Source organism: Agrobacterium sp. GW821-FHT14E08, from assembly GCF_058803865.1.
This window is the reverse complement of record NZ_JBXAPJ010000002.1, coordinates 572,725-596,428: the sequence shown is the minus strand read 5'-3', so window position 1 is coordinate 596,428 and position 23,704 is coordinate 572,725. Positions and strand designations below refer to the sequence as shown.

The 23,704-nt window shown below is 59.0% G+C and carries 21 protein-coding genes; 14 read left to right on the top strand and 7 right to left on the bottom strand.

Annotated elements, in window-relative coordinates:
- Positions 1 to 68 precede the first annotated feature (68 nt).
- The 7 genes from AC1ROR_RS11590 to AC1ROR_RS11560 all read left to right on the top strand — a co-directional run bounded on the left by AC1ROR_RS11590 (position 69) and on the right by AC1ROR_RS11560 (position 7,930).
- Positions 69 to 1,367, top strand: coding sequence for an extracellular solute-binding protein (locus tag AC1ROR_RS11590; RefSeq protein WP_035219290.1), 1,299 nt, complete (start codon positions 69 to 71; stop codon positions 1,365 to 1,367).
- A gap of 83 nt (positions 1,368 to 1,450) precedes the next feature.
- Entirely contained in the window at positions 1,451 to 2,425 is a 975-nt protein-coding gene (locus AC1ROR_RS11585; RefSeq protein ID WP_175414386.1) for an ABC transporter permease subunit, read from the top strand.
- Between the two features lie 11 nt (positions 2,426 to 2,436).
- A complete protein-coding gene (gene ugpE / locus AC1ROR_RS11580; RefSeq protein WP_035219289.1) occupies positions 2,437 to 3,279 on the top strand; it encodes a sn-glycerol-3-phosphate ABC transporter permease UgpE in 843 nt (280 codons plus the stop codon).
- A gap of 10 nt (positions 3,280 to 3,289) precedes the next feature.
- Complete coding sequence (locus AC1ROR_RS11575) at positions 3,290 to 4,390, top strand: sn-glycerol-3-phosphate import ATP-binding protein UgpC (RefSeq protein ID WP_498589462.1); 1,101 nt, start codon at positions 3,290 to 3,292, stop codon at positions 4,388 to 4,390.
- Between the two features lie 110 nt (positions 4,391 to 4,500).
- Positions 4,501 to 5,013, top strand: a complete 513-nt coding sequence (locus tag AC1ROR_RS11570) for a cupin domain-containing protein (RefSeq protein ID WP_035219285.1) — start codon at positions 4,501 to 4,503, stop codon at positions 5,011 to 5,013.
- A gap of 242 nt (positions 5,014 to 5,255) precedes the next feature.
- Complete coding sequence (gshB, locus tag AC1ROR_RS11565; protein ID WP_498589461.1) at positions 5,256 to 6,215, top strand: glutathione synthase; 960 nt, start codon at positions 5,256 to 5,258, stop codon at positions 6,213 to 6,215.
- A 182-nt stretch (positions 6,216 to 6,397) separates the two neighbouring features.
- Complete coding sequence (locus tag AC1ROR_RS11560) at positions 6,398 to 7,930, top strand: YifB family Mg chelatase-like AAA ATPase (RefSeq protein ID WP_498589460.1); 1,533 nt, start codon at positions 6,398 to 6,400, stop codon at positions 7,928 to 7,930.
- A 216-nt stretch (positions 7,931 to 8,146) separates the two neighbouring features.
- Here the strand turns inward: AC1ROR_RS11560 and cysK are convergent, their stop codons facing one another.
- From cysK to dut, 3 genes are all read right to left on the bottom strand, one after another.
- Complete coding sequence (cysK, locus tag AC1ROR_RS11555) at positions 8,147 to 9,115, bottom strand: cysteine synthase A (protein ID WP_498589459.1); 969 nt, start codon at positions 9,113 to 9,115, stop codon at positions 8,147 to 8,149.
- A 155-nt stretch (positions 9,116 to 9,270) separates the two neighbouring features.
- Positions 9,271 to 9,888, bottom strand: coding sequence for a LysE family translocator (locus AC1ROR_RS11550; RefSeq protein ID WP_498589458.1), 618 nt, complete (start codon positions 9,886 to 9,888; stop codon positions 9,271 to 9,273).
- A 78-nt stretch (positions 9,889 to 9,966) separates the two neighbouring features.
- The gene (dut, locus tag AC1ROR_RS11545; RefSeq protein ID WP_498589457.1) at positions 9,967 to 10,437 is read right to left on the bottom strand and encodes a dUTP diphosphatase; all 471 of its coding nucleotides are present in this window, start codon (positions 10,435 to 10,437) and stop codon (positions 9,967 to 9,969) included.
- Positions 10,438 to 10,527: 90 nt separating this feature from the next.
- Between dut and AC1ROR_RS11540 the strand changes: the two genes are divergently transcribed.
- From AC1ROR_RS11540 to AC1ROR_RS11530, 3 genes are all read left to right on the top strand, one after another.
- Positions 10,528 to 12,111 (top strand): peptide chain release factor 3, encoded by a 1,584-nt coding sequence (locus tag AC1ROR_RS11540; RefSeq protein WP_035219273.1) that lies wholly within the window; start codon positions 10,528 to 10,530, stop codon positions 12,109 to 12,111.
- A gap of 171 nt (positions 12,112 to 12,282) precedes the next feature.
- Entirely contained in the window at positions 12,283 to 13,488 is a 1,206-nt protein-coding gene (coaBC, locus tag AC1ROR_RS11535; protein WP_498589456.1) for a bifunctional phosphopantothenoylcysteine decarboxylase/phosphopantothenate--cysteine ligase CoaBC, read from the top strand.
- Positions 13,485 to 13,859, top strand: a complete 375-nt coding sequence (locus AC1ROR_RS11530) for an MmcQ/YjbR family DNA-binding protein (RefSeq protein WP_498589455.1) — start codon at positions 13,485 to 13,487, stop codon at positions 13,857 to 13,859. The genes coaBC and AC1ROR_RS11530 overlap by 4 nt, the downstream gene beginning before the upstream one ends.
- A gap of 9 nt (positions 13,860 to 13,868) precedes the next feature.
- Here the strand turns inward: AC1ROR_RS11530 and olsE are convergent, their stop codons facing one another.
- From olsE to ubiE, 3 genes are all read right to left on the bottom strand, one after another.
- The gene (gene olsE, locus AC1ROR_RS11525; RefSeq protein ID WP_498589454.1) at positions 13,869 to 14,783 is read right to left on the bottom strand and encodes an ornithine lipid hydroxylase OlsE; all 915 of its coding nucleotides are present in this window, start codon (positions 14,781 to 14,783) and stop codon (positions 13,869 to 13,871) included.
- A gap of 460 nt (positions 14,784 to 15,243) precedes the next feature.
- On the bottom strand, positions 15,244 to 16,818 hold the full coding sequence (gene ubiB / locus AC1ROR_RS11520; protein WP_498589453.1) for a 2-polyprenylphenol 6-hydroxylase: 1,575 nt from the start codon (positions 16,816 to 16,818) through the stop codon (positions 15,244 to 15,246).
- A 36-nt stretch (positions 16,819 to 16,854) separates the two neighbouring features.
- Entirely contained in the window at positions 16,855 to 17,631 is a 777-nt protein-coding gene (gene ubiE, locus AC1ROR_RS11515; protein WP_498589452.1) for a bifunctional demethylmenaquinone methyltransferase/2-methoxy-6-polyprenyl-1,4-benzoquinol methylase UbiE, read from the bottom strand.
- Positions 17,632 to 17,774: 143 nt separating this feature from the next.
- On the opposite strand from ubiE, the gene mutM reads away from it, so the two are divergent.
- From mutM to dnaA, 4 genes are all read left to right on the top strand, one after another.
- Positions 17,775 to 18,677 carry a bifunctional DNA-formamidopyrimidine glycosylase/DNA-(apurinic or apyrimidinic site) lyase gene (gene mutM / locus AC1ROR_RS11510; protein ID WP_142172763.1) on the top strand — a complete coding sequence of 301 codons (903 nt, stop codon included), beginning with the start codon at positions 17,775 to 17,777 and terminating at the stop codon, positions 18,675 to 18,677.
- 33 nt (positions 18,678 to 18,710) lie between these two features.
- Positions 18,711 to 19,484 carry an enoyl-CoA hydratase gene (locus tag AC1ROR_RS11505; RefSeq protein ID WP_035219257.1) on the top strand — a complete coding sequence of 258 codons (774 nt, stop codon included), beginning with the start codon at positions 18,711 to 18,713 and terminating at the stop codon, positions 19,482 to 19,484.
- Between the two features lie 195 nt (positions 19,485 to 19,679).
- The gene (gene rpsT, locus AC1ROR_RS11500; RefSeq protein ID WP_003493474.1) at positions 19,680 to 19,946 is read left to right on the top strand and encodes a 30S ribosomal protein S20; all 267 of its coding nucleotides are present in this window, start codon (positions 19,680 to 19,682) and stop codon (positions 19,944 to 19,946) included.
- Positions 19,947 to 20,816: 870 nt separating this feature from the next.
- Positions 20,817 to 22,280 (top strand): chromosomal replication initiator protein DnaA, encoded by a 1,464-nt coding sequence (gene dnaA, locus AC1ROR_RS11495; protein WP_237681181.1) that lies wholly within the window; start codon positions 20,817 to 20,819, stop codon positions 22,278 to 22,280.
- A gap of 222 nt (positions 22,281 to 22,502) precedes the next feature.
- Here the strand turns inward: dnaA and hemW are convergent, their stop codons facing one another.
- Complete coding sequence (gene hemW / locus AC1ROR_RS11490; RefSeq protein ID WP_498589598.1) at positions 22,503 to 23,702, bottom strand: radical SAM family heme chaperone HemW; 1,200 nt, start codon at positions 23,700 to 23,702, stop codon at positions 22,503 to 22,505.
- Positions 23,703 to 23,704 lie beyond the last annotated feature (2 nt).

The window sequence follows — 23,704 nt, the reverse complement described above, 5'->3', positions numbered from 1 at the left end:
TTAAAGAGGCGTCATGGAACGTCTCTATTCGCATCCTCACCCCACTAACTGGCGGAGAGGACAAAATTATGTTGAAGAAGATTTCCATGGCCGCGGTGGCCGTCAGCATTTCGGCTACATCTTCCATGGCGGCGACCAACATCACCTGGTGGCACGGCATGGGCGGCCGCAACGGCGAAGTCATCAACGAAGTCGCCCAGAAGTTCAACGAAGCCCAGAAGGAATGCGCGCTGACGCCGGTTTCCAAGGGCTCCTACGAAGAAGCACTGGCAAGCGGCATCGCCGCCTTCCGTTCGGGCGAACAGCCGAACATTCTCCAGGTTTTCGATGCTGGCGCTGCCACCATCATCAACGCCAAGGGCGCTGTCATTCCCGCGGAAGACCTCATCAACAAGGCCGGCTACAAGTTCGACCGTGACGCCTTCATCAACGGCGTGCGTTATTTCTACGCTGCTGCTGACGGCAAGTTCGTCGGCATGCCGTTCAACTCTTCCGCGCCGATCATGTATGTCAACGACGAAGCCCTGAAAAAGGCCGGCGTCGAAGCTCCGAAGACCTGGGAAGACTTTGAAAAGGTCGCTCCGAAGCTGAAGGAAGCTGGCTACATCCCGCTCGTCCAGTCGCAGCTGACCTGGCAGTTCACGGAGAACTTCTTCTCCCGCAACAATATCCAGTTCGCAACCAACAATAACGGTTACGACAGCGTTGCCGACACCAAGCTCAAGGTCACCGACCCGAACCTCGTCATGATGTTCGACAAGCTGAAGGACTGGAAGGACAAGGGCCTGTTCGCTTATTATGGCGCTGGCTGGAACGACAACCAGAAGCCCTTCGAAGAAGGCAAGGTTGCTTTCTGGATCGGTTCTTCGGGTTCGTTCGGCGGCCTGCAGAAGACGGCGACCATGCCGTTCTCGGCAACCTTCCTTCCCTACTGGGGCTCCATCAAGGGTGCCGGCACCAACTCCTTCATCGGCGGTGCAGCCCTCTTTGCAATGTCGGGCAAGTCCGAAGCCGAAAACAAGTGCGTGGCTGACTTCTTCCAGTTCCTGACCTCGCCGGAAATCCAGGTCTTCTACCACAAGGCAACCGGTTACGTCGCCATCACCAAGGCTGCTTACGAAAAGGCCAAGGCTGAAGGTTTCTACAAGGAAAAGCCGATTGCCGAAGTTGGTATCCAGCAGCTGTCGCTGCCGGGCGGCGAATGGTCCAAGGGTTACCGTCTCGGTTTCTACCCGCAGATCCGCGCCATCATGGAACGTGAATACAACCGCATCTTCTCCGGCGAAGTCACGCCGAAGGACGCCTTCGACATCATCGAGAAGGAAGGCAACGACCTTCTGGCCCGTTTCGCCAAGACGGCCGGCTGATCGATCTTTTCGAAACCAATGATCGTTGTCGAGCCTCCTTTCCAACGGAAGGGAGGCTCGCTTCTGGATAAGGAGGCGCAAGCGTGGCCTATACATCGTCTCAACCGCGTCTGGCCCGGTTTTTGTCCGGCCGGTCCGCAAAGGCTGGAAAACCCGTCAGCGCCGCCGAAGCCGGCATGAAGCGCGTGCAGTTCTCCTCGTCCTTCGTGCCCTATCTGTTTCTGGCGCCGCAACTGGCGGTGATTTTCATCTTCTTTTACTGGCCTTCCGTTCAGGCCGTGCATTCATCGTTTTATATTGAAGACCCCTTCGGCTTCGGCGCCTCTTTTGTCGGGTTCGCCAATTATTCGGACGCGATATTCAATCCGGAATATCTCAGCATCGCCAAGTTCACGGTCATCTTCACCGTGCTGGTGACCTTCTTCTCGCTGGCGCTTGGCCTGCTGCTCGCCGTCAAGGCCGATGCCGTCATTCGCGGCAGTTCGACCTACAAGACGGTGCTTATTTCCGTCTATGCCATTGCGCCGCCGGTCGCGGGCCTCATCGGCATGATGTTCTTCGACCAGCATATCGGGCCTTTCGTCAAGATGGCCGCGATGCTCGGCTGGGACATGAAGGTCGGGCTCAATTATTTCGATACGGCTTTCGCCATGGTGGTCGTCGCTGTCTGGAAGCAGATTCCTTACAATTTCATCTTTTTCCTGTCCGGCTTGCAGGGTGTCTCCGTCGCTGTGCGTGAGGCTGCCGCCATCGACTGCCGCTCGGGTTTTCGCCGGTTCTGGACGGTCATCATGCCGTTGCTTGCACCCACCGCCTTCTTCCTGCTCATCATCAACATCACCTATTCCCTGTTCGATACGTTCGGTGTCATCGACGTGATGGTGAAGGATAAGGCAGCCAACAACCCGATCACCCTGGTCTACAAGGTGTTTCTCGACGGTTTCCGCGGCAATGACATCGGCGGTTCCTCGGCCCAGTCCGTCATCCTGATGCTGGTCGTCTTTGTCCTCACCATCATCCAGTTCCGCTTCATCGAGAAGCGCATCCATTACAATTGAGGGAAAAGACGATGTACAAGACAAAACCCCTCGATCACCTGGTGCTGATCATTGGCGCGCTGTTCCTGATCTTGCCGGTCGTCGTGGCTTTCATGACTTCCACCCATACAGCGGCGGAAATTCACCGCAGCGGCCTGACGCTGGTTCCCGGTGATAATTTCATCGAGACCTATGAAAAGGTCCTGACGCAGAAGGGTGGCTTCACCGGGCAGATCACCGGCATCAACATGGTGATCAACTCGCTCATCCTCGGCATCGGTTTTGCCGTCGGCAAGATTATCCTGTCGATGACGGCGGCCTATGCGATCGTCTATTTCCGCTTTCGCTTTGCGACGCTTGCCTTCTGGATCATTTTCACCACGCTGCTTCTGCCGCTCGAAGTGCGCATCATGCCGTCCTACGAGGTGATGAGCAAACTCGGGCTCCTGAACTCCTATACCGGGTTGATCGTGCCGCTTCTGGCGTCTGCGACAGGCACCTTTTATTTCCGGCAATTCTTCAAATCCATTCCGGAGGAACTGCTGGAAGCCGCCCGCATCGATGGTGCCGGTCCGGTCAAGTTCTTCATCGATGTCATCATTCCGCTTTCCCGTACCATGATGGCGGCGATCTTCATCATCATGTTCGTTTATGGCTGGAACCAGTATCTCTGGCCCATGCTGATGACGACGGATGAGAGTTTCTTCACCCTGATGCGCGGCATCAAGTCGATCCTGCAGGTCTGGGTCGGTTCGCAAATTCCCGACTATAACGAAGCTTTCGCGCTTGCCGTCCTGGCCATGCTGCCGCCTGTGCTGATCGTCGTGATCTTCCAGCGCTGGTTCATCAAGGGCCTCACCGAGAGCGATAAATAAGGAGACCGAAATGGCCGCGATAGAAATCAGTCAGGTCTGCAAGGATTATCATGGCGGCGTGCGCGCCGTGCATCACGTCGATATCGACATCAGGGACGGTGAGTTCATCGTTCTCGTCGGCCCCTCCGGCTGCGGCAAGTCCACGCTTCTGCGCATGGTGGCCGGGCTTGAGGATATCTCCGAAGGCACGGTGAAGATCGGTGACCGATTGGTCAATCAGGTCGATCCGGCCGACCGGGATATCGCCATGGTGTTTCAGAACTATGCGCTTTATCCGCATATGTCGGTGCGGCAGAACCTGGAATACGGCTTGAAGAACCGCAAGACGCCGAAGGCGGAGATTGATGCGCGCGTTGCTGAGGCCGCCCGCATGCTGCAGCTCGAACCTTATCTTGACCGCAAGCCGCGTGCTCTTTCCGGCGGTCAGCGGCAGCGAGTCGCCATGGGTCGCGCCATTGTGCGCAAACCGGCGGCCTTCCTGTTCGATGAGCCTTTGTCCAACCTTGACGCCAAGCTGCGTGTTTCGATGCGCGGCGAGATCAAGCGCCTGCAGAAGCGCCTTGGCACAACCTCCATCTATGTCACCCATGACCAGCTGGAAGCCATGACCCTGGCCGATCGTCTGGTGGTGCTGAATGGTGGCCGCATCGAGCAGATCGGCGCGCCGCTCGAGGTTTATCACACCCCGGCTTCCACCTTCGTTGCGAGCTTCATCGGCTCTCCCGCCATGAACCTCCTGAACGGCGAATTGCACGGGGATGGCCTTGCCATCGGGCCGTCGCTGGTCTCGCTTGGCGGTTTCGCGCCGACCTCCGGTCCGGTCACGGTCGGCATGCGGGCGGAAGATTTCCGTCTGGCGGCGGAAGGCGAGCAGGGTTTCGTGCTGCGCGTCGATTATATCGAGGAGCTCGGCTCCCAGCGTCTCATCCATGGTATGATCGGCGATCAGAACCTTACCGTGGCGTTTTCGCCCGAGGTTGAGGTTCCTGCTACCCTGTCGGTCGCCATATCCCCGGAGAAGCTGCACTTCTTCTCCAGCGAAACCGGCAAGCGGATTTCCGGCAAGGCGGAGCAAGCTGTGGTGCAGCCGTCTGAACTGGCAACGGCCTGACTATATCGCGAGAAATCGGCGCGATGGCTAAAATTGCGCCGATTGTCAAAACCGGTTTGTTACGATCCCGGTGATAGAAGACCTCCAATATCTCACGGGGGTTTTCTGGCATGTCTTTCAAAATGATGTTCGCGACGGCGGCAACCATGGCGATCCGCTCGGTGCCGATATTGCCGGCCTCTTTGCGCCGGGCAAAGGACGAAAGTGTCGTCAGCGCATCGTGCACGGATCTGCGGCTTCAGCCGGCCCCCATCAACCCTGACTGGATTATTTCCGGTAATCCCCAGGCGCGCGCGGCGGATCACTCCAGAAGCGGCGACCGCGCCTCCAGTACCGCCATGTGGGATTGCACGGCGGGTGAATTCCGCTGGTTCTTCGGCTGGGACGAGACCGTCTATATTCTCGAAGGCGAGGTGCATGTGACCGCCGAAGACGGCTCGGTCAGCATCCTGCGGGTTGGCGATGTCGCATATTTTCGTGCGGGAACCTGGGCCACCTGGCGGGTGGATGAATATGTCCGCAAGGTCGCTTTCATGCGCCGCCCGTTTCCCACGGCATTGGCTCTGGCCTACCGGGTCAAGAACAAGCTGTTTGCCGGTCGATCCTACAAGCTCGCGGCCTGAAACGATAAAACCTTCCGGCCGACGAGCCTGCCGGGCGTCGTCGGCTGAATTGTGAAGGTTCAATAAAACTCACAAAAAGTACCCCTCGCAGCAGTTGCGTTTGAATGGTCGCTGCCCTACATCTTCAGGGTTTTCTGAAGCATTTCCGGGTCACTTCCGGTCCTGCCGGGAATCGGGAAAAGACGAGGCAATGGGCACGGCGGACCGGCAAAGCGTCCGCATGCTGCAAGAGGAACATGCGCATGGCGAAGATCAAAAACGTCGCGATCCAGATGGATCATGTCTCCGGCATCAACATCGCCGGTGACTCCACCTTCGCCATGAGCCTTGAGGCGCAGGCACGCGGATACCGGCTGTTCCACTACACACCTGACCGTCTCTCCATGCGCGACGGCAAGATTTACGCCACCGTCGAACAGATGGAGCTGCGCGACATCAAGGGGGACCATTTCTCGCTTTCCGCGCCGGAGCGTGTCGATCTGTCGACCATGGATGTCATCCATCTGCGCCAGGATCCGCCATTCGACATGGCCTACATCACCTCGACCCACCTGCTGGAACGCATTCATCCGAAAACGCTGGTGGTCAACGATCCCGCCTGGGTCCGCAACTCGCCGGAAAAGATTTTCGTCACCGAATTCGCCGATCTGATGCCGAAAACGCTGATCACCAAGGACGTTGCCGAGATCGCCAGATTCCGCAATGAAATGGGCGATATCATCCTCAAGCCCCTTTACGGCAATGGTGGTGCCGGCGTCTTCCATTCGGCACGCGATGACCGCAATTTTTCCTCGCTGCTGGAAATGTTCGGCCAGATGTTCCGCGAGCCTTACATCGCCCAGCAATATCTTCCCGATGTTCGCAAGGGCGACAAGCGTATCCTGCTGGTGGATGGCGAGCCGGTTGGCGCAATCAACCGCGTGCCGGCGGAAAATGATGCCCGCTCCAACATGCATGCCGGCGGCCGGCCGGAACCGACGGAACTGACGGCGCGCGAAAAGGAAATCTGCCGCCGCATCGGTCCTGCCCTGCGCGAGCGTGGTTTCCTGTTTGTCGGCATCGATGTGATTGGTGATTATATGACGGAAATCAACGTCACCTCGCCGACCGGCATTCGAGAAGTGCAAAAATTCGGCGGTGCCGATGTTGCAAGCCTGTTGTGGGACGCGATCGAGAAAAAGCGCGAAGCGCAGGAATTCTGAGGCGCGCCACCGGCCTCCCTTTGTTCCATGCGTACAACTCGGTGCAACTAAAATACACCGATCGCGTGAAATTGTTCCTTTGATGTTCTTGTTTTATTCTTTGCTGCGTGGCACGTTGCTTGTGGGTGGCGCGCCATGGAGCATGAAGCTCTGATGTCGTGGCCGGTTTGCGGGGGCAGGCCATGGTGGCACGGGTCAATACGGTTGCATTTCAGGGCATAGAGGGTGTGCCGGTCGAGGTGCAGGTCATGGTCGCACCCGGAAGGGTCGGAATCCAGATCGTTGGCCTGCCGGACAAGGCGGTGGCCGAAAGCCGGGAGCGGGTGCAGGCCGCCCTGCATGCCTCGGGTCTGGCGCTGCCGGCAAAAAAAGTCACGATCAATCTGGCCCCTGCCGATTTGCCGAAGGAAGGGTCGCATTTCGATCTTCCCATTGCTCTGGGTCTCATGGCCGCTTTGGGGGCCATACCGGCGGAAGCATTGGCAAAATATGTGGTTCTCGGCGAACTCAATCTCGATGGCACCATCGGTATGGTTTCGGGCGCTCTGCCTGCTGCCATTGGCGCCAATGCACTTGGCAAGGGACTGATCTGCCCGGCCGAAAGCGGGCCGGAGGCAGCCTGGGCCGGAGCCGGTATCGATATTCTCGCCCCGCGTAGCCTCATTGCGCTCGCCAATCATTTTCGCGGCACCCAGCTCCTGTCCCGCCCCACGCCCGCCATCCGGGCCAATCCCGTCAATCTGCCTGATCTTGCCGATATCAAGGGGCAGGAGAGCGCGAGACGGGCGCTGGAAGTCGCGGCGGCCGGCGGCCATAATCTGCTCATGGTCGGTCCGCCCGGGTCGGGCAAATCCATGCTCGCGGCGCGCCTGCCTTCCATCCTGCCGCCGCTCGAGGCGGCGGAATTGCTGGAAGTATCCATGGTTCATTCCATCGCCGGCCAATTGTCCGGCGGCAAGCTGTCGGATCGTAGACCGTTTCGCACGCCGCACCATTCCGCCACCATGGCGGCGCTGATTGGCGGAGGATTACGCGCCAAACCGGGCGAGGCCTCGCTTGCCCATCACGGCGTTCTTTTCCTCGATGAGTTCCCGGAATTTTCACCGCAGGTGCTGGATGCGCTTCGCCAGCCGCTGGAAACGGGCGAATGCATCATTGCGCGGGCCAATCACCGCGTCAGCTATCCGGCGGAAATCCAGCTCGTCGCGGCAATGAATCCCTGCCGGTGCGGCATGGCGGGAGAGCCGGGTTTCACCTGCGCCCGCGGCCCGCGATGTGTGACGGATTATCAGGCCCGCATTTCCGGCCCGCTGCTGGATCGCATCGATATCCGCATCGAGGTTCCCGCCGTCTCCGCCACCGATCTCATTCGGCCCGTGGCGGCCGAGCCGAGTGCCATGGTGGCCGCCCGTGTCGCCCGGGCGCGCCTTGCGCAGCAGGAACGCTATGCGGCGGCGGGATTTGCCGCCATTCGCACGAATGCCCGCTGCACGACGACCCTGATAGAAAAATATGCCGAGCCGGATGCGTCCGGGCTGCAATTGCTGCGCGACGCGGCCGAGAGGCTGAAATTTTCCGCGCGCGGTTATCATCGCATTCTCAAGGTTGCCCGTACCTTGGCCGATCTGGATGGCAAACAGACGGTCGGCCGCATCCATGTCGCGGAGGCCGTGTCCTATCGCATCGCAGGCGAAAGGCTGACGGCGGCAGCCTAGAGCATTTCCGGGGAAAGTGCGAAGTGGTTCTAAGTCCGTAAAATGCGTGAAAACAAAGAGCTAGAGTAAGCTCGGCGACTCCGTCTAAACCGGATGTGCACTAAAAGGCCGCCATTTGTGCACCGCCTGAAAATCAATGTGCCGCCAGCGGGGCCAGCGGCACATTGGAATATTTGCTAATCTGGCACGCGATCACGCCGCGCCTGAAGGCGTGGCTTAAAGCCCAAGCCCTTCGAAAAGCGCCGTCGAAAGGTAACGTTCCGCGAAGGAAGGAATGATGACGACGATGTTCTTGCCGGCATTTTCCTCGCGCGCGCCGACCTTGATCGCCGCCGCCAGCGCAGCACCGGAAGAGATACCGACAGGCACGCCTTCCAGTTTCGCCACCAGACGGGCCGTTTCGAAAGCCTCGTCATTGGTAACAGTGACGATCTCGTCATAGATTCCGGTGTCGAGGATAGCGGGGGCGAAGCCTGCGCCGATGCCCTGAATCTTGTGGGGGCCGGGATTGCCGCCGGAAAGCACCGGGCTGTCGGCGGGCTCGACCGCAATGACCTTTACCTCCGGCTTGCGGGATTTCAGCACCTGGCCCGCGCCGGTAATCGTGCCGCCTGTGCCGATGCCCGAGACCAGAATGTCGACCGTGCCGTCGGTATCGTTCCAGATTTCTTCGGCTGTCGTCCTGCGGTGAACATCCGGATTGGCGGGGTTTTCGAACTGCTGCGGAATGATGGCGTCGGGCAGCGTTTCTGCCAGTTCCTGCGCCTTGGCGATTGCGCCCTTCATGCCCTTGGGGCCTTCGGTCAGGACCAGCTCGGCGCCCAGCAGGGCCAGCATTTTCCGGCGTTCGACCGACATGGTCTCCGGCATTGTCAGGATCAACCTGTAGCCCTTGGCAGCGGCGGCAAAGGCGAGCGCGATGCCGGTATTGCCTGATGTCGGCTCCACCAGCGTCGTCTTGCCGGGGGTGATCTTGCCCTGCGCTTCCAGAGCCTCGATCATGGCGACGCCGATGCGGTCCTTCACGGAAGCGATGGGATTGAAAAATTCGAGCTTGGCGAGAAGATTGGCCTTCACGCCCTTCTCCTTCGCCAGCTTGTCCAGCCGCACGATCGGCGTATCGCCGATTGTTTCCGTGATGGAGGAATAGACGCGTCCGCGTCCGGGCTTTCTGGCTTCGGGCATGATGCTCTCCTGTATGAAGGCCACAGAATAGTGACCGCAAGATTTGAGCGGCAGAATAGGAGCAATCGTCGCGTCAATCTAGCGAACGTTCATCCTTATATGGCTGGTTTAATGGAAAAATTTCACGATAAAACAGCCAAATGCACGAATTTATTTTAGGTGCTGCGGATCGCGATCATGGTCGCCGTTCCGGCCAGAATACCGGCCGCGGTGCGGTTGAGAATCGTCAAGGCACTCGGCCTTTTCAGGAGGTTACGTGCCTTGGCTGCGAGCAGGATGTAAGGCAGCAGAACCGCCATCAGCACGACGAAGGTGATGGCGAGAAGTGTCGCATATTCCGAAGGGCCGATCATGCGGATATCGATCAGCGTCGGCACCAGCGCCACGTAAAACAGCATTGTTTTGGGATTGCCAAGCGTGATCAGCAGGCCGGACAGGAAGGACATGGACATGCTGGTGCTCTTTTTAGCCTTCAGGTCCTGCGGCAAAAGGCCGGCGGTCCAGAGCTTCCAGGCGATGTAGAGGAGATAGGCCGCGCCCGCGAATTTCAGGACCATGAAGGCCTCCTGAAAGGTCTGCGCCACAAAGGCGAGGCCCAATATCACGCCGGTCAGGTAGATCATGTCGCCCAGCACCAGCCCGAGGCCCATGAAGAAAGTTTCCCGGAAGCCCGATCCCAGCGCCCGCGCCACGATTGCCGTCATGCCGGGACCAGGAATGGCGGCGGCTATGAAGAGGGCGGTGGCATAGGCAAGCAGGGTCGTCAGCGTCATGGTCGTCTTTCCCGGAAATCCGCTAAATCCATAGCGAAATCGCCGGGTAAAAACAATCGGATCATGAAGGCCTGCTGGTCAGATCCCTGTCGAACCGAAACCGCCGGCGCCGCGTGCTGTCTCGGATGTCTCGGTTACTTCACTGACGACAACCTGCGTTACGGGAGCGATCACCATCTGGGCGATGCGCATGCCGCGCTCGATGACGAAATCATCCTGCCCCAGATTGGCGAGAATGACCTTCACTTCGCCGCGATAATCGCTGTCCACCGTGCCGGGGGAATTGAGGCAGGTAATGCCGTTCTTGATGGCGAGGCCGGAGCGGGGGCGGATTTGCGCTTCATAACCTTGCGGAACTTCGAAAACGAAGCCTGTCGGCACGAGCGTCCGTTCGCCGGGTTTGATGGTCAGCGGTTCATCTAAGGGTACCGCCGCGCGCAGGTCCATGCCGGCCGCGCCACGGGTTTCATAGGAGGGCAATTCGAGGTCTGCGCCATTGGCGAGACGGACGAGCCGGAGGAGGGGTCTATTGTCGTTTTGAACGGTCATGGGGCATTAGTTTGCCGAGATCGCGGCAAGGTCAATTGCAAAAGCGGGCCTGAAACGCTAGATACCCCGCAATTCCACAGGATTTGTCAGATGGCCGAAACACTTGCCGAGGCGGTCTCCCGCCGCCGCACCTTTGCTATTATTGCGCACCCGGACGCGGGTAAGACCACGCTTACGGAAAAACTGCTGCTGTTCGGCGGAGCGATCCAGCTTGCCGGTGAGGTGAAGGCGAAGAAGGATCGCATCCAGACCCGTTCGGACTGGATGAAGATCGAGCGCGAGCGCGGCATTTCGGTCGTCACCTCGGTCATGACCTTCGAATATAACGACCGCGTTTTCAACATTCTCGATACGCCCGGCCACGAGGATTTCGCCGATGATACCTACCGCACCCTGACGGCGGTGGATGCGGCGATCATGGTCATCGATGCCGCCAAGGGTATCGAGCCGCGCACGCTGAAGCTCTTCGAAGTCTGCCGCATGCGCGACATTCCGATCATCACCTTCATCAACAAGATGGACCGCGAAAGCCGCGACCCCTTCGAGATTCTGGATGAGGTGGAAGAGAAGCTCGCGCTGGATACTGCGCCGATCACCTGGCCGGTCGGGCGGGCGAAGACTTTCTGCGGCGCCTATAATCTCGCTGAAAACACCTTCCGCGGCAACGATACCCAGGTGGACGGGCTGCCGGTAAACGGCCCCCGGGCTGTTGCCGACCGCCTGCCGGAAAATGAACGCCACCTCTTTGTCGAAGAAACCGAACTGGCGCTGGAAGCCTGCCGTCCTTTCGATCGTCAGGCATTTCTCGAAGGTCACATGACGCCGGTTTTCTTCGGTTCGGCGCTGCGCAATTTCGGTGTGCGCGATCTCATCAATGCGCTTGGTGACTTCGCGCCGCCGCCGCGCGATCAGGTGGCGGATACCCGCACCGTCCATGCGGCTGAAGAGAAAATGACGGCCTTTGTCTTCAAGATTCAGGCCAATATGGACCCGAACCATCGTGACCGTATCGCTTTCGCCCGCATCTGCTCGGGCAAGCTGGAGCGCGGCATGAAGGCGCGGCTTGCTCGCACCGGCAAACAGATGGGCCTTACCGCGCCGCAATTCTTCTTCGCCTCGCAGCGCCAGCTGGCCGATACGGCCTTTGCGGGCGACGTGGTCGGCATCCCGAACCATGGCACGCTGCGCATCGGCGATACGCTGACCGAAGGTGAAAACCTCGTCTTCCAGGGCGTACCGAACTTCTCGCCGGAAATCCTGCGGCGTGTACGTCTGGAAGACGCCATGAAGGCCAAGAAGCTGAAGGAAGCCCTGCAGCAGATGGCGGAAGAGGGCGTCGTGCAGCTCTTCTCGCCGGAAGACGGTTCGCCCGCTATCGTCGGCGTTGTCGGCGCGCTGCAGCTCGACGTGTTGAAGGAGCGTCTGATGGGCGAATATGGCCTGCCGGTCTCCTTCGAAATGTCGCGCTTTTCCGTCTGCCGCTGGATTTCTTCCGATCAGCCGGCGGAAATGGACAAGTTCCTCAACGTCAAGCGCGGCGATATCGCCCGCGATCTGGATGGCGATCCGGTGTTTCTGGCGCAGGACGCTTTCTCGCTCCGCTATGAGTCCGAGCGTTTTCCGGCGATCAAGATGGTCGCGATCAAGGAATATCACGTCGCCAAGGCGGCGTGATATCAGCCGGATTGCACTTTGTATGCCAAGGGCCGAGCATTTTCAGGAAAAGTGCGCAGCGGTTTTCCGTCCGGAAATGCGGAAAAACAAAGAGCTAGAGCATTGAAGGTGATTACGTTTTCACCGGAAATGCTCTAGTTTCCCCGTTAAACGGGAAACTGGTCCGGTATCATGACGCTTTCAGGCAAACATATTCTTCTCATCATCTCCGGCGGCATCGCGGCCTATAAGAGCCTTGATCTCATCCGCCGCCTGAAAGAGCGCGGCGCGAAGGTGACGCCTGTGATGACGAAGGGCGCCCAGGAATTCGTCACGCCGCTTGCCGTCGGCGCACTGTCCGCCACCCACGTTTTCACCGAGCTTTTTTCCAGACAGGACGAGCAGGATGTCGGGCATATCCGGCTTGCGCGCGACTGTGACCTCGTGCTGGTCGCGCCCGCCACTGCCGACCTGATGGCAAAGATGGCGCATGGGCTGGCTGACGATCTTGCCTCCACGATCCTTCTGGCGACCGATCGCAAGGTGCTGGTCGCACCTGCAATGAACCCGAAAATGTGGTCCGCCAGGCCGACAGCGCGCAATGTCGAAATGCTGAAAAAAGACGGCGTGTCTTTCATCGGCCCCATGGCGGGCGAGATGGCGGAAAAGGGTGAGGCGGGTCTTGGCCGCATGGCGGAGCCGTTGCAGATTGTCGAAGCCGTGGCGGCGCTGCTCGACGCTGGGCCGAAGCCTCTGAAGGGCAGGACGGCCATCGTCACCTCCGGCCCCACCCATGAGCCGATCGATCCGGTCCGTTACATCGCCAATCGCTCCTCCGGCAAGCAGGGCCATGCCATCGCAGCGGCGCTGGCGGAACTGGGAGCCGAGGTCACGCTGGTCTCCGGTCCGGTCACTATTTCCGATCCGGCGGGCGTTGCAACAATCCACGTTGAGCGCGCCGAGGAGATGCGCGATGCGGTGATCTCAAGACTGCCGGCGGATATTGCCGTCATGGTGGCGGCCGTCGCCGACTGGCGGGTGGCAGGCGCGTCGGAACAGAAGATCAAGAAGCAGCCGGGCGATGCCCCGCCTGCGCTGCAACTGACGGAAAATCCCGATATTCTCAAAACCGTCGGCCACCACGAAAAGCGGCCGAAGCTGGTGGTGGGTTTCGCCGCCGAAACGCAGGATGTTGAGAAGAATGGCCGGGCCAAGCTGGAACGTAAGGGCGCGGATTATATCGTCGCCAATGATGTGTCCGCCGAAACCGGCATCATGGGGGGAGACCGCAACAGCGTGAAGATCATTTCGGCTGACGGTGTCGAGGCTTGGCCGGATCTGGACAAGGCAGACGTCGCAAAACGCCTGGCGGCTCTTATCGCGGAGAAACTGGCATGAGCCTGTTCGATCAAAAGACCTTCGACCGGGTGCTTGGCGAATGGCCGGGCGCGCGTTTTGTCGATCAATGGGATTCCCATGTCGCCAAGGTCGGAGACAAGGTCTTTGCGGTGCTGGGAGAGCGAGTGGATTGGCGGCTTGTGGTGAAATGTTCGGAGGAAAGCTTCGAAATCCTCACCTCACTGGAAGGCATCGGTCAGGCGCCCTATTTCGCCAAACGCAAATGGGTGTCGATTGCCGACCATTCGCCGCTCGAGGAGGAAGAGCTGGAGCATTATGTGCGCCGCTCCTACGAACTTGTCGCAGCCGGCCTGACGAAGAAGCTGCGGGGCGAACTGGGCATAGTGATCGACACTGCGCCAACCATATAGTTTCTCGTTTCAGTTGACCTTCTTGTCTTTGCCGATGATCTGGCGGACGCCTTCCTTGGTGAAGGGTTGCAAAAGCTGCGGCACAAATCCCTTCGCGATCTCACCCTTGATGCCGATATCGGTGGAAGAGGGCCGATCCGGATTGTGGTAGGAGCCGAAGATCACATCGAAGATTACGAGATTCTCACCGTAATTGGTGTTTCCTTCCGGAAGCTGCTTTGAATGGTGCCACCGGTGCAGCCGCGGCGTGCTGAACACGTAGTCGAGCAGCCCAGTCTTCATGTCGACATTGCAATGGGTCAGAATGCCGATGAAGGCGGTAACGGCCCCAAGCCACCAGAAAACCTGCAAAGGCGCGCCCATGAAATAGAGCGGTATCTGGCTGAGCGCGATCTTGAAAAGCGAGTCCGCCACATGAAAGCGGCCCGTATTGACCACCCACAGTCGGACAACGCTGTGGTGCAGGGCATGGAAACGCCAGAAGAACACGGTTTCATGCGCGATGCGGTGGGCCCAGTAGAGACCGAATTCGGCGATGATGACCGCAAGTGCGACCTGAACCACCATCGGCAGATCGGAAGGCCACATGTCGAACCGCATGGCTGCAAGCGGTTGCAGCACATTGGCGGTGACCATTGGAAAGATCGCCCCCGCAACGGCGGCAAGCTGGACAAGACCCTTGGTCAAAAGTGTGTGGCCAATGCTGGTTGCGGTCTCACCGTCACCCTCAAGCCATTCGACCTCATAGGGAATATAGCGTTCAAGAAGAAACAGAGCCATCACCGCACAGGCATAGACGGCGAGGAACCCCGTTATCGGGTGGCTGCTCGTGAAGGCGACATAGGAGCCGGCAAGGCCGGAGAAAAACACCATCGGCCACGAAGCGTAGGTAAGGACCTGTTTTATTGCCTGAGTTTTTGCCATGAATCTCAATTCCCGTCCGGCAATCATCTAACATCCAACCAGCGGCGCAGCTCCTCGCAGGATCGCGGTTGCCCGTCGCTGAAGCGCCCGTCCCGGCAGGGATCGGTTCGCATTGGCCGCGTCGGCCGATAATATTCCCATTCCCTGCGGCCATGCCTCTCGGTGCGCCGCAGTTCACGCTTCAGCTCGCCGCAACTGCGCGGTTTGCCATCACTCATGCGACCATCCTTACAGGGGTCGTAAAACATATGTTCCGCCATCACTTCCGGCGCTGACACCGGCGGAAGGCTGAGGAATATCGAAGCCGCCAGAAACGTGAGCAATCTCATCGGTCACCTGTTCCGTTAAAAGATCAGGTGACTATTCCTCGTTAGATTGCATGAGCATGGCATGCTTCGATCATATTGGTCGGGCAGAGGCTTCCAACCGTGCGTGCTGACCCTCCACGTTCGGCTCACCCTTAACTGATTCGGATTGCAATATAGAGAAGCGTCAGCGCAATCACCCAGAGCGCTGCTCGTCCCCATCTGGTATGTCGCGCTTCCGCCTTTCCGATGGCTTCCGCCGTCTTGGCGTCGAAACGCAGGCCGTTTTCGCTCATATACATCAGCTCCGAATGCAGCTTCTCCGTCTTGGCGGCGATCTCGGGTGCTGCCTCCGCAAGCTTGAGGGCCGCCTTCACGCCGTCCTTCAGGTCGGTGACGATGCGTTTCGGGCCGAGATTATCCCTGATCCAGCCGCCGACGACCGGATCGGCCGCCTTCCACATGTTGAAGCGCGGATTGAGCATGCGCGACACGCCCTCCACCACCACCATGGTCTTTTGCAGCATCACCAGTTCCGGGCGCGTTTCCATGTCGAAGAGTTCGGTTACTTCAAACAGCAGCGTCAAAAGCTTGCCCATGGAGATTGTCTCGGCCGGCTGGCCGTGAATCGGTTCGCCGATGGCGCGGATCGCCTGGGCGAAGCTGGCTTTGTCGTGATGACCTGGCACATAACCGGCCTCGAAATGCACTTCCGCCACGCGCATGTAATCGCGGGTGATGAAGCCGTAGAGGATTTCGGCGAGGAAACGGCGCTCCTTTTTGCCAAGGCGTCCGGCAATGCCCATATCGACGGCGACGATCTCGCCCTCAGCATCCACGAAGAGATTGCCGGGATGCATGTCGGCATGGAAAAAGCCGTCGCGCAGCGTGTGCCGCAGGAAAGACTGGATCAGCGTGTCGGCAAGCTGGTTCAGGTCGTGACCGGCGGCTTTCAGCCCCTCGATATCCGACATCTTGACGCCGTCGATCCATTCCATGGTGACGACATCGCGGCCGGTGCGTTCCCAGTCGACCTCGGGAACGCGGAACCCGGGATCGTCCTTGGTGTTTTCCGCAAGTTCGGAAAGCGCGGCGGCCTCAAGCCGCAGATCCATCTCGATCTTGGTGGTCTGTTCCAGCGTGCGCGTGACTTCAACCGGGCGCAGGCGACGGGCGGAGCGGACGAAACGCTGCTGCAGGTCGGCGATCAGATACATCGCCTCGAGATCGTTCTGGAAGCGCTGGCGCACACCGGGGCGAATGACCTTGACGGCCACCTTGCGCGGCCCTTTCGGCGTATCCACTATGGCCGGGTGAACCTGGGCGATGGAAGCGGCGGCGATCGGATCGCCGAATTCCCTGTAAAGCTCTGAAACCGGGCGCCCGAGTGAACCTTCGATATTGGCCTTCGCCGCGGCTGCGGGAAAAAACGCCATGCGGTCCTGAAGGCTCGCGAGATCATCGGCAAAATCAGCGCCGACGACATCGGGCCTTGTGGCCAGAAACTGACCCATCTTCACATAGGAAGGGCCAAGCCGCTCGACAGCCGTGGCCAGCCGGTCGCTGCGCTGCGCCCGCTTGGCCTTGCTGCGGGCGAAGGGCTTCAGCACCGCTTTCAGCAATTGTGCTGGCGCAGGCAGGTCATCGGACGGCAGTGCCAGCACAACGCCTTCGCGCACGAGAACCCAGCCAACCCTTGCGAGGCGGAAATATGCGCCCAAAGTGCTCATGCTTATGCCTGTCTCCTGCTCTTGCCGGCCATTATCTTATAGCTTCCAGCCGGAATGCAGGGCGGCGATGCCGCCGGTGTAATTCGTATAGCTCACGCGGGAAAAGCCTGCGGTGCGGATCATCGCCGCGAAATCCTCCTGATTGGGGAATTTGCGGATCGACTCGACCAGATATTGATAGGGCTCTGCATCGCCGGTGATCATCTTGCCGAATTGCGGAATGGCGTTGAACGACCATGCGTCGTAGACGCGGTCGAGCAACGGCATTTCGACTTCGGAGAATTCCAGGACCAGCAGTCGCCCGCCACGCTTGAGCACACGGTGAGCCTCTTTCAGCGCCACATCGATGCGCGGCACGTTACGAATGCCGAATGCGACCGTATAGGCATCGAATGTGTTTGCCTCGAAGGGCAGCTCCTCGGCATTGGCCTCCACGAAGGTCAGATTGTCGGAAAGCTTCTTTTTCGCCGCGCGCTCCTCGCCAACCGCCAGCATAGAGCCGTTAATGTCGAGAACGGTGGCATGCGCCAGACGATTGGAGGCTTCGACGATGCGGAAGGCGATATCGCCGGTGCCGCCCGCCACGTCCAGAACCTTGTAGGAGGCATCCTTGCGCGGCGAAAGCGAGGAGACCATGGCGTCTTTCCACAAGCGGTGCATGCCAGCCGACATCACGTCGTTCATGATGTCGTAACGCTTGGCCACCTTGTGGAAGACCTCGTTGACCAGCCCCTGCTTCTTGCCTTCGTCCACCTTGTGGAAGCCATAGGACGTTTCCATGCCGCCTTGGGCAGTGGTACGGGCGTCGGTCATCGTCTGTCTCCATATTTATTGCGTGGCGGACCATAGCGGAAACGCCATGGCGACGCTATCTGTTGCCGCATCGCCTGGGCGCGACATTTCGCGTGCACTGTATAGACCACATGGTCCTAACGATAAACTGCCGGATAAGCCAGATGCCAGAATTGCCAGAAGTCGAAACCGTCAGACGCGGCCTTGCACCAGCCATGGAAGGAGCAAGCATCCGCAGGCTCCATCTCGGCCGTCCCGATTTGCGCTTTCCGTTCCCTGAGGATTTCGCGGCGCTGATCGAAGGCAAGACAATCATATCGCTCGGGCGCCGGGCGAAATATCTTTTGATCGAACTGGAGGACGGGCTGACCATCGTCGCTCATCTGGGCATGTCCGGCTCATTTCGTATTGAGCCGGAGATCGATGGGGTCGGTGACAGGGACGCGCCCGGCGCGTTTCATTATGCCCGTTCGAAAGACGGCAAGCATGACCATGTCGTCTTTCATCTCGACAAGGCAGAAGAGCGCGTCTGCGTCATCTATAACGATCCGCGCCGCTTCGGTTTCATGCATCTTGTCGAGCGCAACAAGCTCGACCTTTACCCTGCCTTTGCGGAGCTCGGCCCGGAGCCGACCGGCAACGCGCTCAGCGCCGATTATCTGGCGAGCCGGTTTGACGGCAAAAGCCAGCCTTTGAAAAGCACGCTGCTGGATCAGAAGATCATAGCCGGTCTCGGCAATATCTATGTCTGCGAGGCGCTGTGGCGCGCGCACCTTTCACCCTTGCGGGCGGCGGGAACGCTGGTGACGAAAACCGGCAAGCCGAAACCGCAGCTCGTCGATCTCACGGAAAAAATCCGCGACGTGATTGCGGACGCCATCGCCGCCGGCGGTTCTTCCCTGCGCGACCATATACAGACGGATGGAACGCTTGGTTATTTCCAGCATTCCTTTTCGGTCTACGATCAGGAAGGCCAGCCTTGCCGGACACCCGGCTGCGGGGGTACGGTTGAAAGGGTGGTGCAGGCTGGTCGTTCGACCTTCTATTGTGCCGCCTGCCAGAAATAGCTGAGTTGGAATAGCGGAGAAGGGGAGACTGCCGTGGATTATGAAACGATACTGGTGGAGAAACGCGATGAGGTGGGCGTCATCACGCTCAATCGCCCCAAGGCGCTCAACGCTCTCAATTCGGTGCTTCTGAAAGAACTGCGGCACATTCTTTCCTCATTTTCCGCCGACGATTCCATCGGTGCGATCATCATCACCGGATCGGAAAAGGCATTTGCCGCAGGCGCCGACATCAAGGAAATGCAGGGGCTGGATTTTGTCGACGCCTATGTCGGCGACTTCCTCGGCGGCTGGGAAGAGGTCGCATCGACACGCAAGCCGGTCATCGCCGCAGTCTCCGGCTTTGCGCTGGGCGGCGGGTGTGAGCTGGCGATGATGTGCGATTTCATCATTGCTTCGGACACGGCGAAATTCGGCCAGCCGGAAATCACGCTCGGCGTCATTCCCGGCATGGGCGGTTCGCAGCGGCTGACGAGGGCCGTGGGCAAGGCAAAGGCCATGGATCTGGTTCTGACCGGCCGCATGATGGATGCGGCGGAAGCCGAGCGCGCCGGTCTCGTGTCGCGGATCGTGCCGGCTGCAAATCTCATGGATGAGGCAGTGGAGGCTGCGACACGCATCGCCTCGCTGTCGCGCGCTTCCGTCCTCATGGCCAAGGAAAGCGTCAATCGCTCCTTCGAGGTCCCTCTGGCAGAGGGGCTCAGATATGAAAGACGATCCTTCCAGTCGCTCTTTGCAACGGCGGATCAGAAGGAGGGCATGGCGGCCTTCGTCGAAAAGCGCAAACCCGCTTTCCGGAATCGCTAAGGATTCGGAATATCGGCGCTTTTAAGCGTTTTGCGCGTTGACGGGCGTAAGCTTTAGCGGTATATGCCCGCCCACGGTTAAGGAAAGCCATCCGGCTTGTCCGAAATTACTCCCGCATTCTTGGGTTACGTGAGGTCGTCGAACGACCCGATCCTGTGGTTGCGGAATTTGGTTTGAATTCGAAGAGAGGCATACATGGCCAATACAACTTCGGCGAAAAAGGCGACCCGCAAGATCGCTCGCCGTACCGCAGTCAACAAGGCTCGCCGTTCGCGCGTTCGCGGCTTCATCCGCAAGGTCGAGGAAGCGATTGCTTCGGGCGATCTGGCAGTAGCCACCGAAGCTCTGAAGGCAGCTCAGCCCGAGATCCAGCGCGCCGCCACCCGGGGCGTTCTGCATGGCAACACCGCATCCCGCAAGGTGTCGCGTCTCGCACAGCGCGTTAAGGCCCTTTCCGCCTAATCCGGCTAATCACAAATAATTATTCTAAAAGCCTGGTCTTTTGACCGGGCTTTTTGTGATTCTAACCACCTGTTAAGCAATCCTGCCGTAACGTGACAAACGCGTGTCAGATGGACGACAGGAAATATTGAATAAAAACAATATCTTGCCGGAGGTGTCTCTGGAAATGGGAGGCTTTCTCTACGGAAGTCCCGACGAGTTTTGAGTCAAGAAGATTTTTATTTTTTTGCCAAAATCGCCTCTTAAAAAATGCCAAAATTGAATCTCATTGATTCATAAGCGATTCTGCTTCGGACCTTGCCCGTAATGCAAAACGGTCTTTGCGAGTCAATGGCCGATCTGAGTTTTTGCAGAAAAAACGCCATTGATCTCTCCCCACGATCCTGCCTAAATGCATTTCAACAAGGGGTGCGGATCGCAGTCCACAGATTATCGTGATGATCACATCGACGGTATTCACCTTCTTGCTGGCGGGTCTTTCGAGGTCCGTTTTCTCAGGTCATGGAGCTTTTTGTGCCGTTTCGGTCTCGGAACGGGCGGGAGCTTTTTGTCCTTAAGAATGCGCCTTTAGGTTGTGATGAAAGGAGCGTCTTTAGCGTGTCGCAGGCCTCTCCATGAGGGGGAGGGAAATGGGATAACCGGCTCGCAAACGAGTAGAAGCCTTTGACGTTCTTTCGAGGGGAGCGCTGAAGGCAAGAATAATACGAGGGGGATCCCTGGCGATCGATTTTTGGTCGTCAGGCTATGATTGGCAATTTGAAAGGCGGCAATATGCAATTGAATTTGGCGATGGGTGCGGTGGCTGATGGGGACCGCGCACCGAAGGCTTGTGATGCAGCTTGCTCAGATGCGGCAGGGGACAAATCGGCAATGAAGCATGATGCGCTGTTTGAACGTTTTAGCGCGCGGCTCAAGGCACAGGTTGGTCCCGAGGTCTATGCAAGCTGGTTTGCACGGCTCAAACTCCATTCCGTTTCGAAAAGCGTCGTCCGTTTTACCGTTCCGACGACCTTTCTGAAGTCCTGGATCAACAACCGTTATATGGATCTGATCACCAACCTCGTGCAAAGCGAGGATGCGGATGTGCTGAAGGTGGAAATTCTTGTCCGCTCTGCCAGCCGTCCGGTCCGTCCCGCGCAGGCCGAGGAGAGGGTGCAGCCGGTTCAGGACATGGGCACTGTTGCGCGCAACAAGTCCTTCATTCCGTCGCAGCCCGCGACGACGCCTGCTGCACAGCCCGCGGCGGCCCAGGCAACCCTGCGTCAGGGTAGCTCCGGCCCGCTATTCGGCTCACCGCTTGATACACGCTTCACCTTCGATACCTTTGTCGAAGGCTCGTCCAACCGCGTGGCCCTTGCGGCGGCGAAGACAATCGCGGAAGCGGGTGCTGGCGCTGTGCGCTTCAATCCGCTGTTCATCCATGCGGGCGTCGGCCTCGGGAAGACGCATCTTCTGCAGGCGATTGCCAATGCCGCCATCGACAGCCCGCGCAATCCACGCGTGGTCTATCTGACGGCCGAATATTTCATGTGGCGTTTCGCGACCGCGATCCGCGACAATGACGCGCTGACGCTGAAGGACACGCTGCGCAATATCGATCTGCTCGTCATCGACGACATGCAGTTCCTGCAGGGCAAGATGATCCAGCACGAATTCTGCCACCTGCTGAACATGCTGCTCGACAGCGCCAAGCAGGTCGTGGTCGCTGCTGACCGCGCGCCCTGGGAGCTGGAATCGCTCGATCCGCGTGTCCGTTCGCGTCTTCAGGGCGGTATGGCCATCGAGATCGAAGGTCCCGACTACGACATGCGTTATGAAATGCTCAACCGTCGCATGGGTTCGGCGCGTCAGGACGATCCGTCTTTCGAGATTTCGGACGAAATCCTGACCCATGTTGCCAAGAGCGTGACGGCAAGCGGGCGTGAGCTTGAAGGCGCCTTCAACCAGTTGATGTTCCGTCGCTCATTCGAGCCGAACCTCTCGGTTGACCGCGTCGATGAGCTGCTGTCTCACCTCGTCGGAAGCGGTGAGGCCAAACGCGTCCGCATCGAGGATATTCAGCGCATCGTCGCCAAGCACTATAATGTGTCGCGGCAGGAGCTGGTGTCCAACCGTCGTACCCGTGTCATCGTCAAGCCGCGCCAGATCGCCATGTATCTGGCCAAGATGCTGACGCCGCGTTCCTTCCCCGAGATCGGTCGCCGTTTCGGCGGTCGCGACCACACCACGGTTCTCCACGCGGTGCGCAAGATCGAGGAATTGATTTCCGGCGATACCAAGCTCGGCCATGAGGTTGAGCTGCTGAAGCGCCTGATCAACGAAAACAACGCCTAATAAAAGCGGCCTTCGGGCCGCTTCAGCTTTTTGGCAATCATATCCTGACACGCGATGTCATCCTCGGGCTCGCCCCGAGGATTCAACCACGTTTCGGAAAGTCAATCGTTTGCAGATGCTCGGGACAGGCCCGAGCACGACGCGAGGAGAGGTTTTCCTACTGCGTTGTTACCCTCAGCGGCCTCTGGGCCGCTTTTTTATTGGCTTTTCGGGTCCCGCAGGTCAGCAGGCGAGGTCGGCCACCACCGCATCCAGAATGAGCATGCCGGAAGGCGTGCAGCGCAGGCGGGAATTGCCGAGCCTTTCCACGAAACCGTGCTGGAGAAGGAATTCTTCCTTTTCCGGGTCGAGATCGCGGCCGGACAGATCGCTCCAGCGGGCAAGATCGATACCCTCGCGCAGGCGAAGCCCCATCAGCAGCAATTCGTCTGCCTGCTCATCCACGCCAAGCATTTCCTGGTCGACCATGCCGTGGCCTTCCCGCTCAACGGTTTCGAGCCAGTTTTCCGGATGCCGCTCGGTGGCGGTTGCGAGCTTGGAAGCGCCTCTCGTCAGGCGTCCATGCGCGCCGGGGCCAATGCCGGCATAATCGCCATAACGCCAATAGGTGAGGTTGTGGCGGCTTTCCGCGCCGGGCCGGGCATGGTTGGAAACCTCATAGGCCGGCATGCCGTAACGCTCGGTGATTTCCTGCGTCGCCTCATAAAGCACGGCTGAATGCTCTCCATCCGGCACGATGAGCTTGCCTGCCTTGTGCAGCCCGTAAAAGGGCGTGCCTTCCTCAATGGTCAACTGGTAGAGCGACAGATGGTCGACGGCATAGGAAACCGCCTCCTTCAGTTCGGCGTCCCATTCGGCCACCGTCTGGTTCGGGCGGGCATAGATGAGATCGAAGGACATGCGCGGGAAAATCTCCCGCGCCAGCCTTATGGCTTTCAAGGCATCGGCAACATCATGCAGGCGGCCAAGGAACTTCAGGTCCCGATCGTTCAGCGCCTGTACGCCGAGCGAGACGCGGTTGACACCCGCTGCCCGATAGCCACGAAAGCGCTCCGCCTCAACGCTGGAAGGGTTCGCCTCCATCGTGATCTCGATACCGTCGGGCACATGCCAGAAGCGCGAGACGCCATCAAGAAGCGCCCCCACGGTCTGCGGGTCCATCAGCGATGGTGTGCCGCCGCCCATGAAGATGCTGGTGACGACGCGCGGGCCGCTCAATGCCCGCATATGTTCCATTTCACGGAGAAAGGCAGCCGTAAACCGTTCCTGATCTACCGGGCGGTGGCGGACATGGCTGTTGAAATCGCAATAGGGACATTTGGCCGCACAGAAGGGCCAATGCAGATAGATCCCGAAGCCGGGATCGCCCGTATCCGGCAGAAGCGATGCGCCGGGGGCAGAAAAATGATGCTCCCCGACCATCG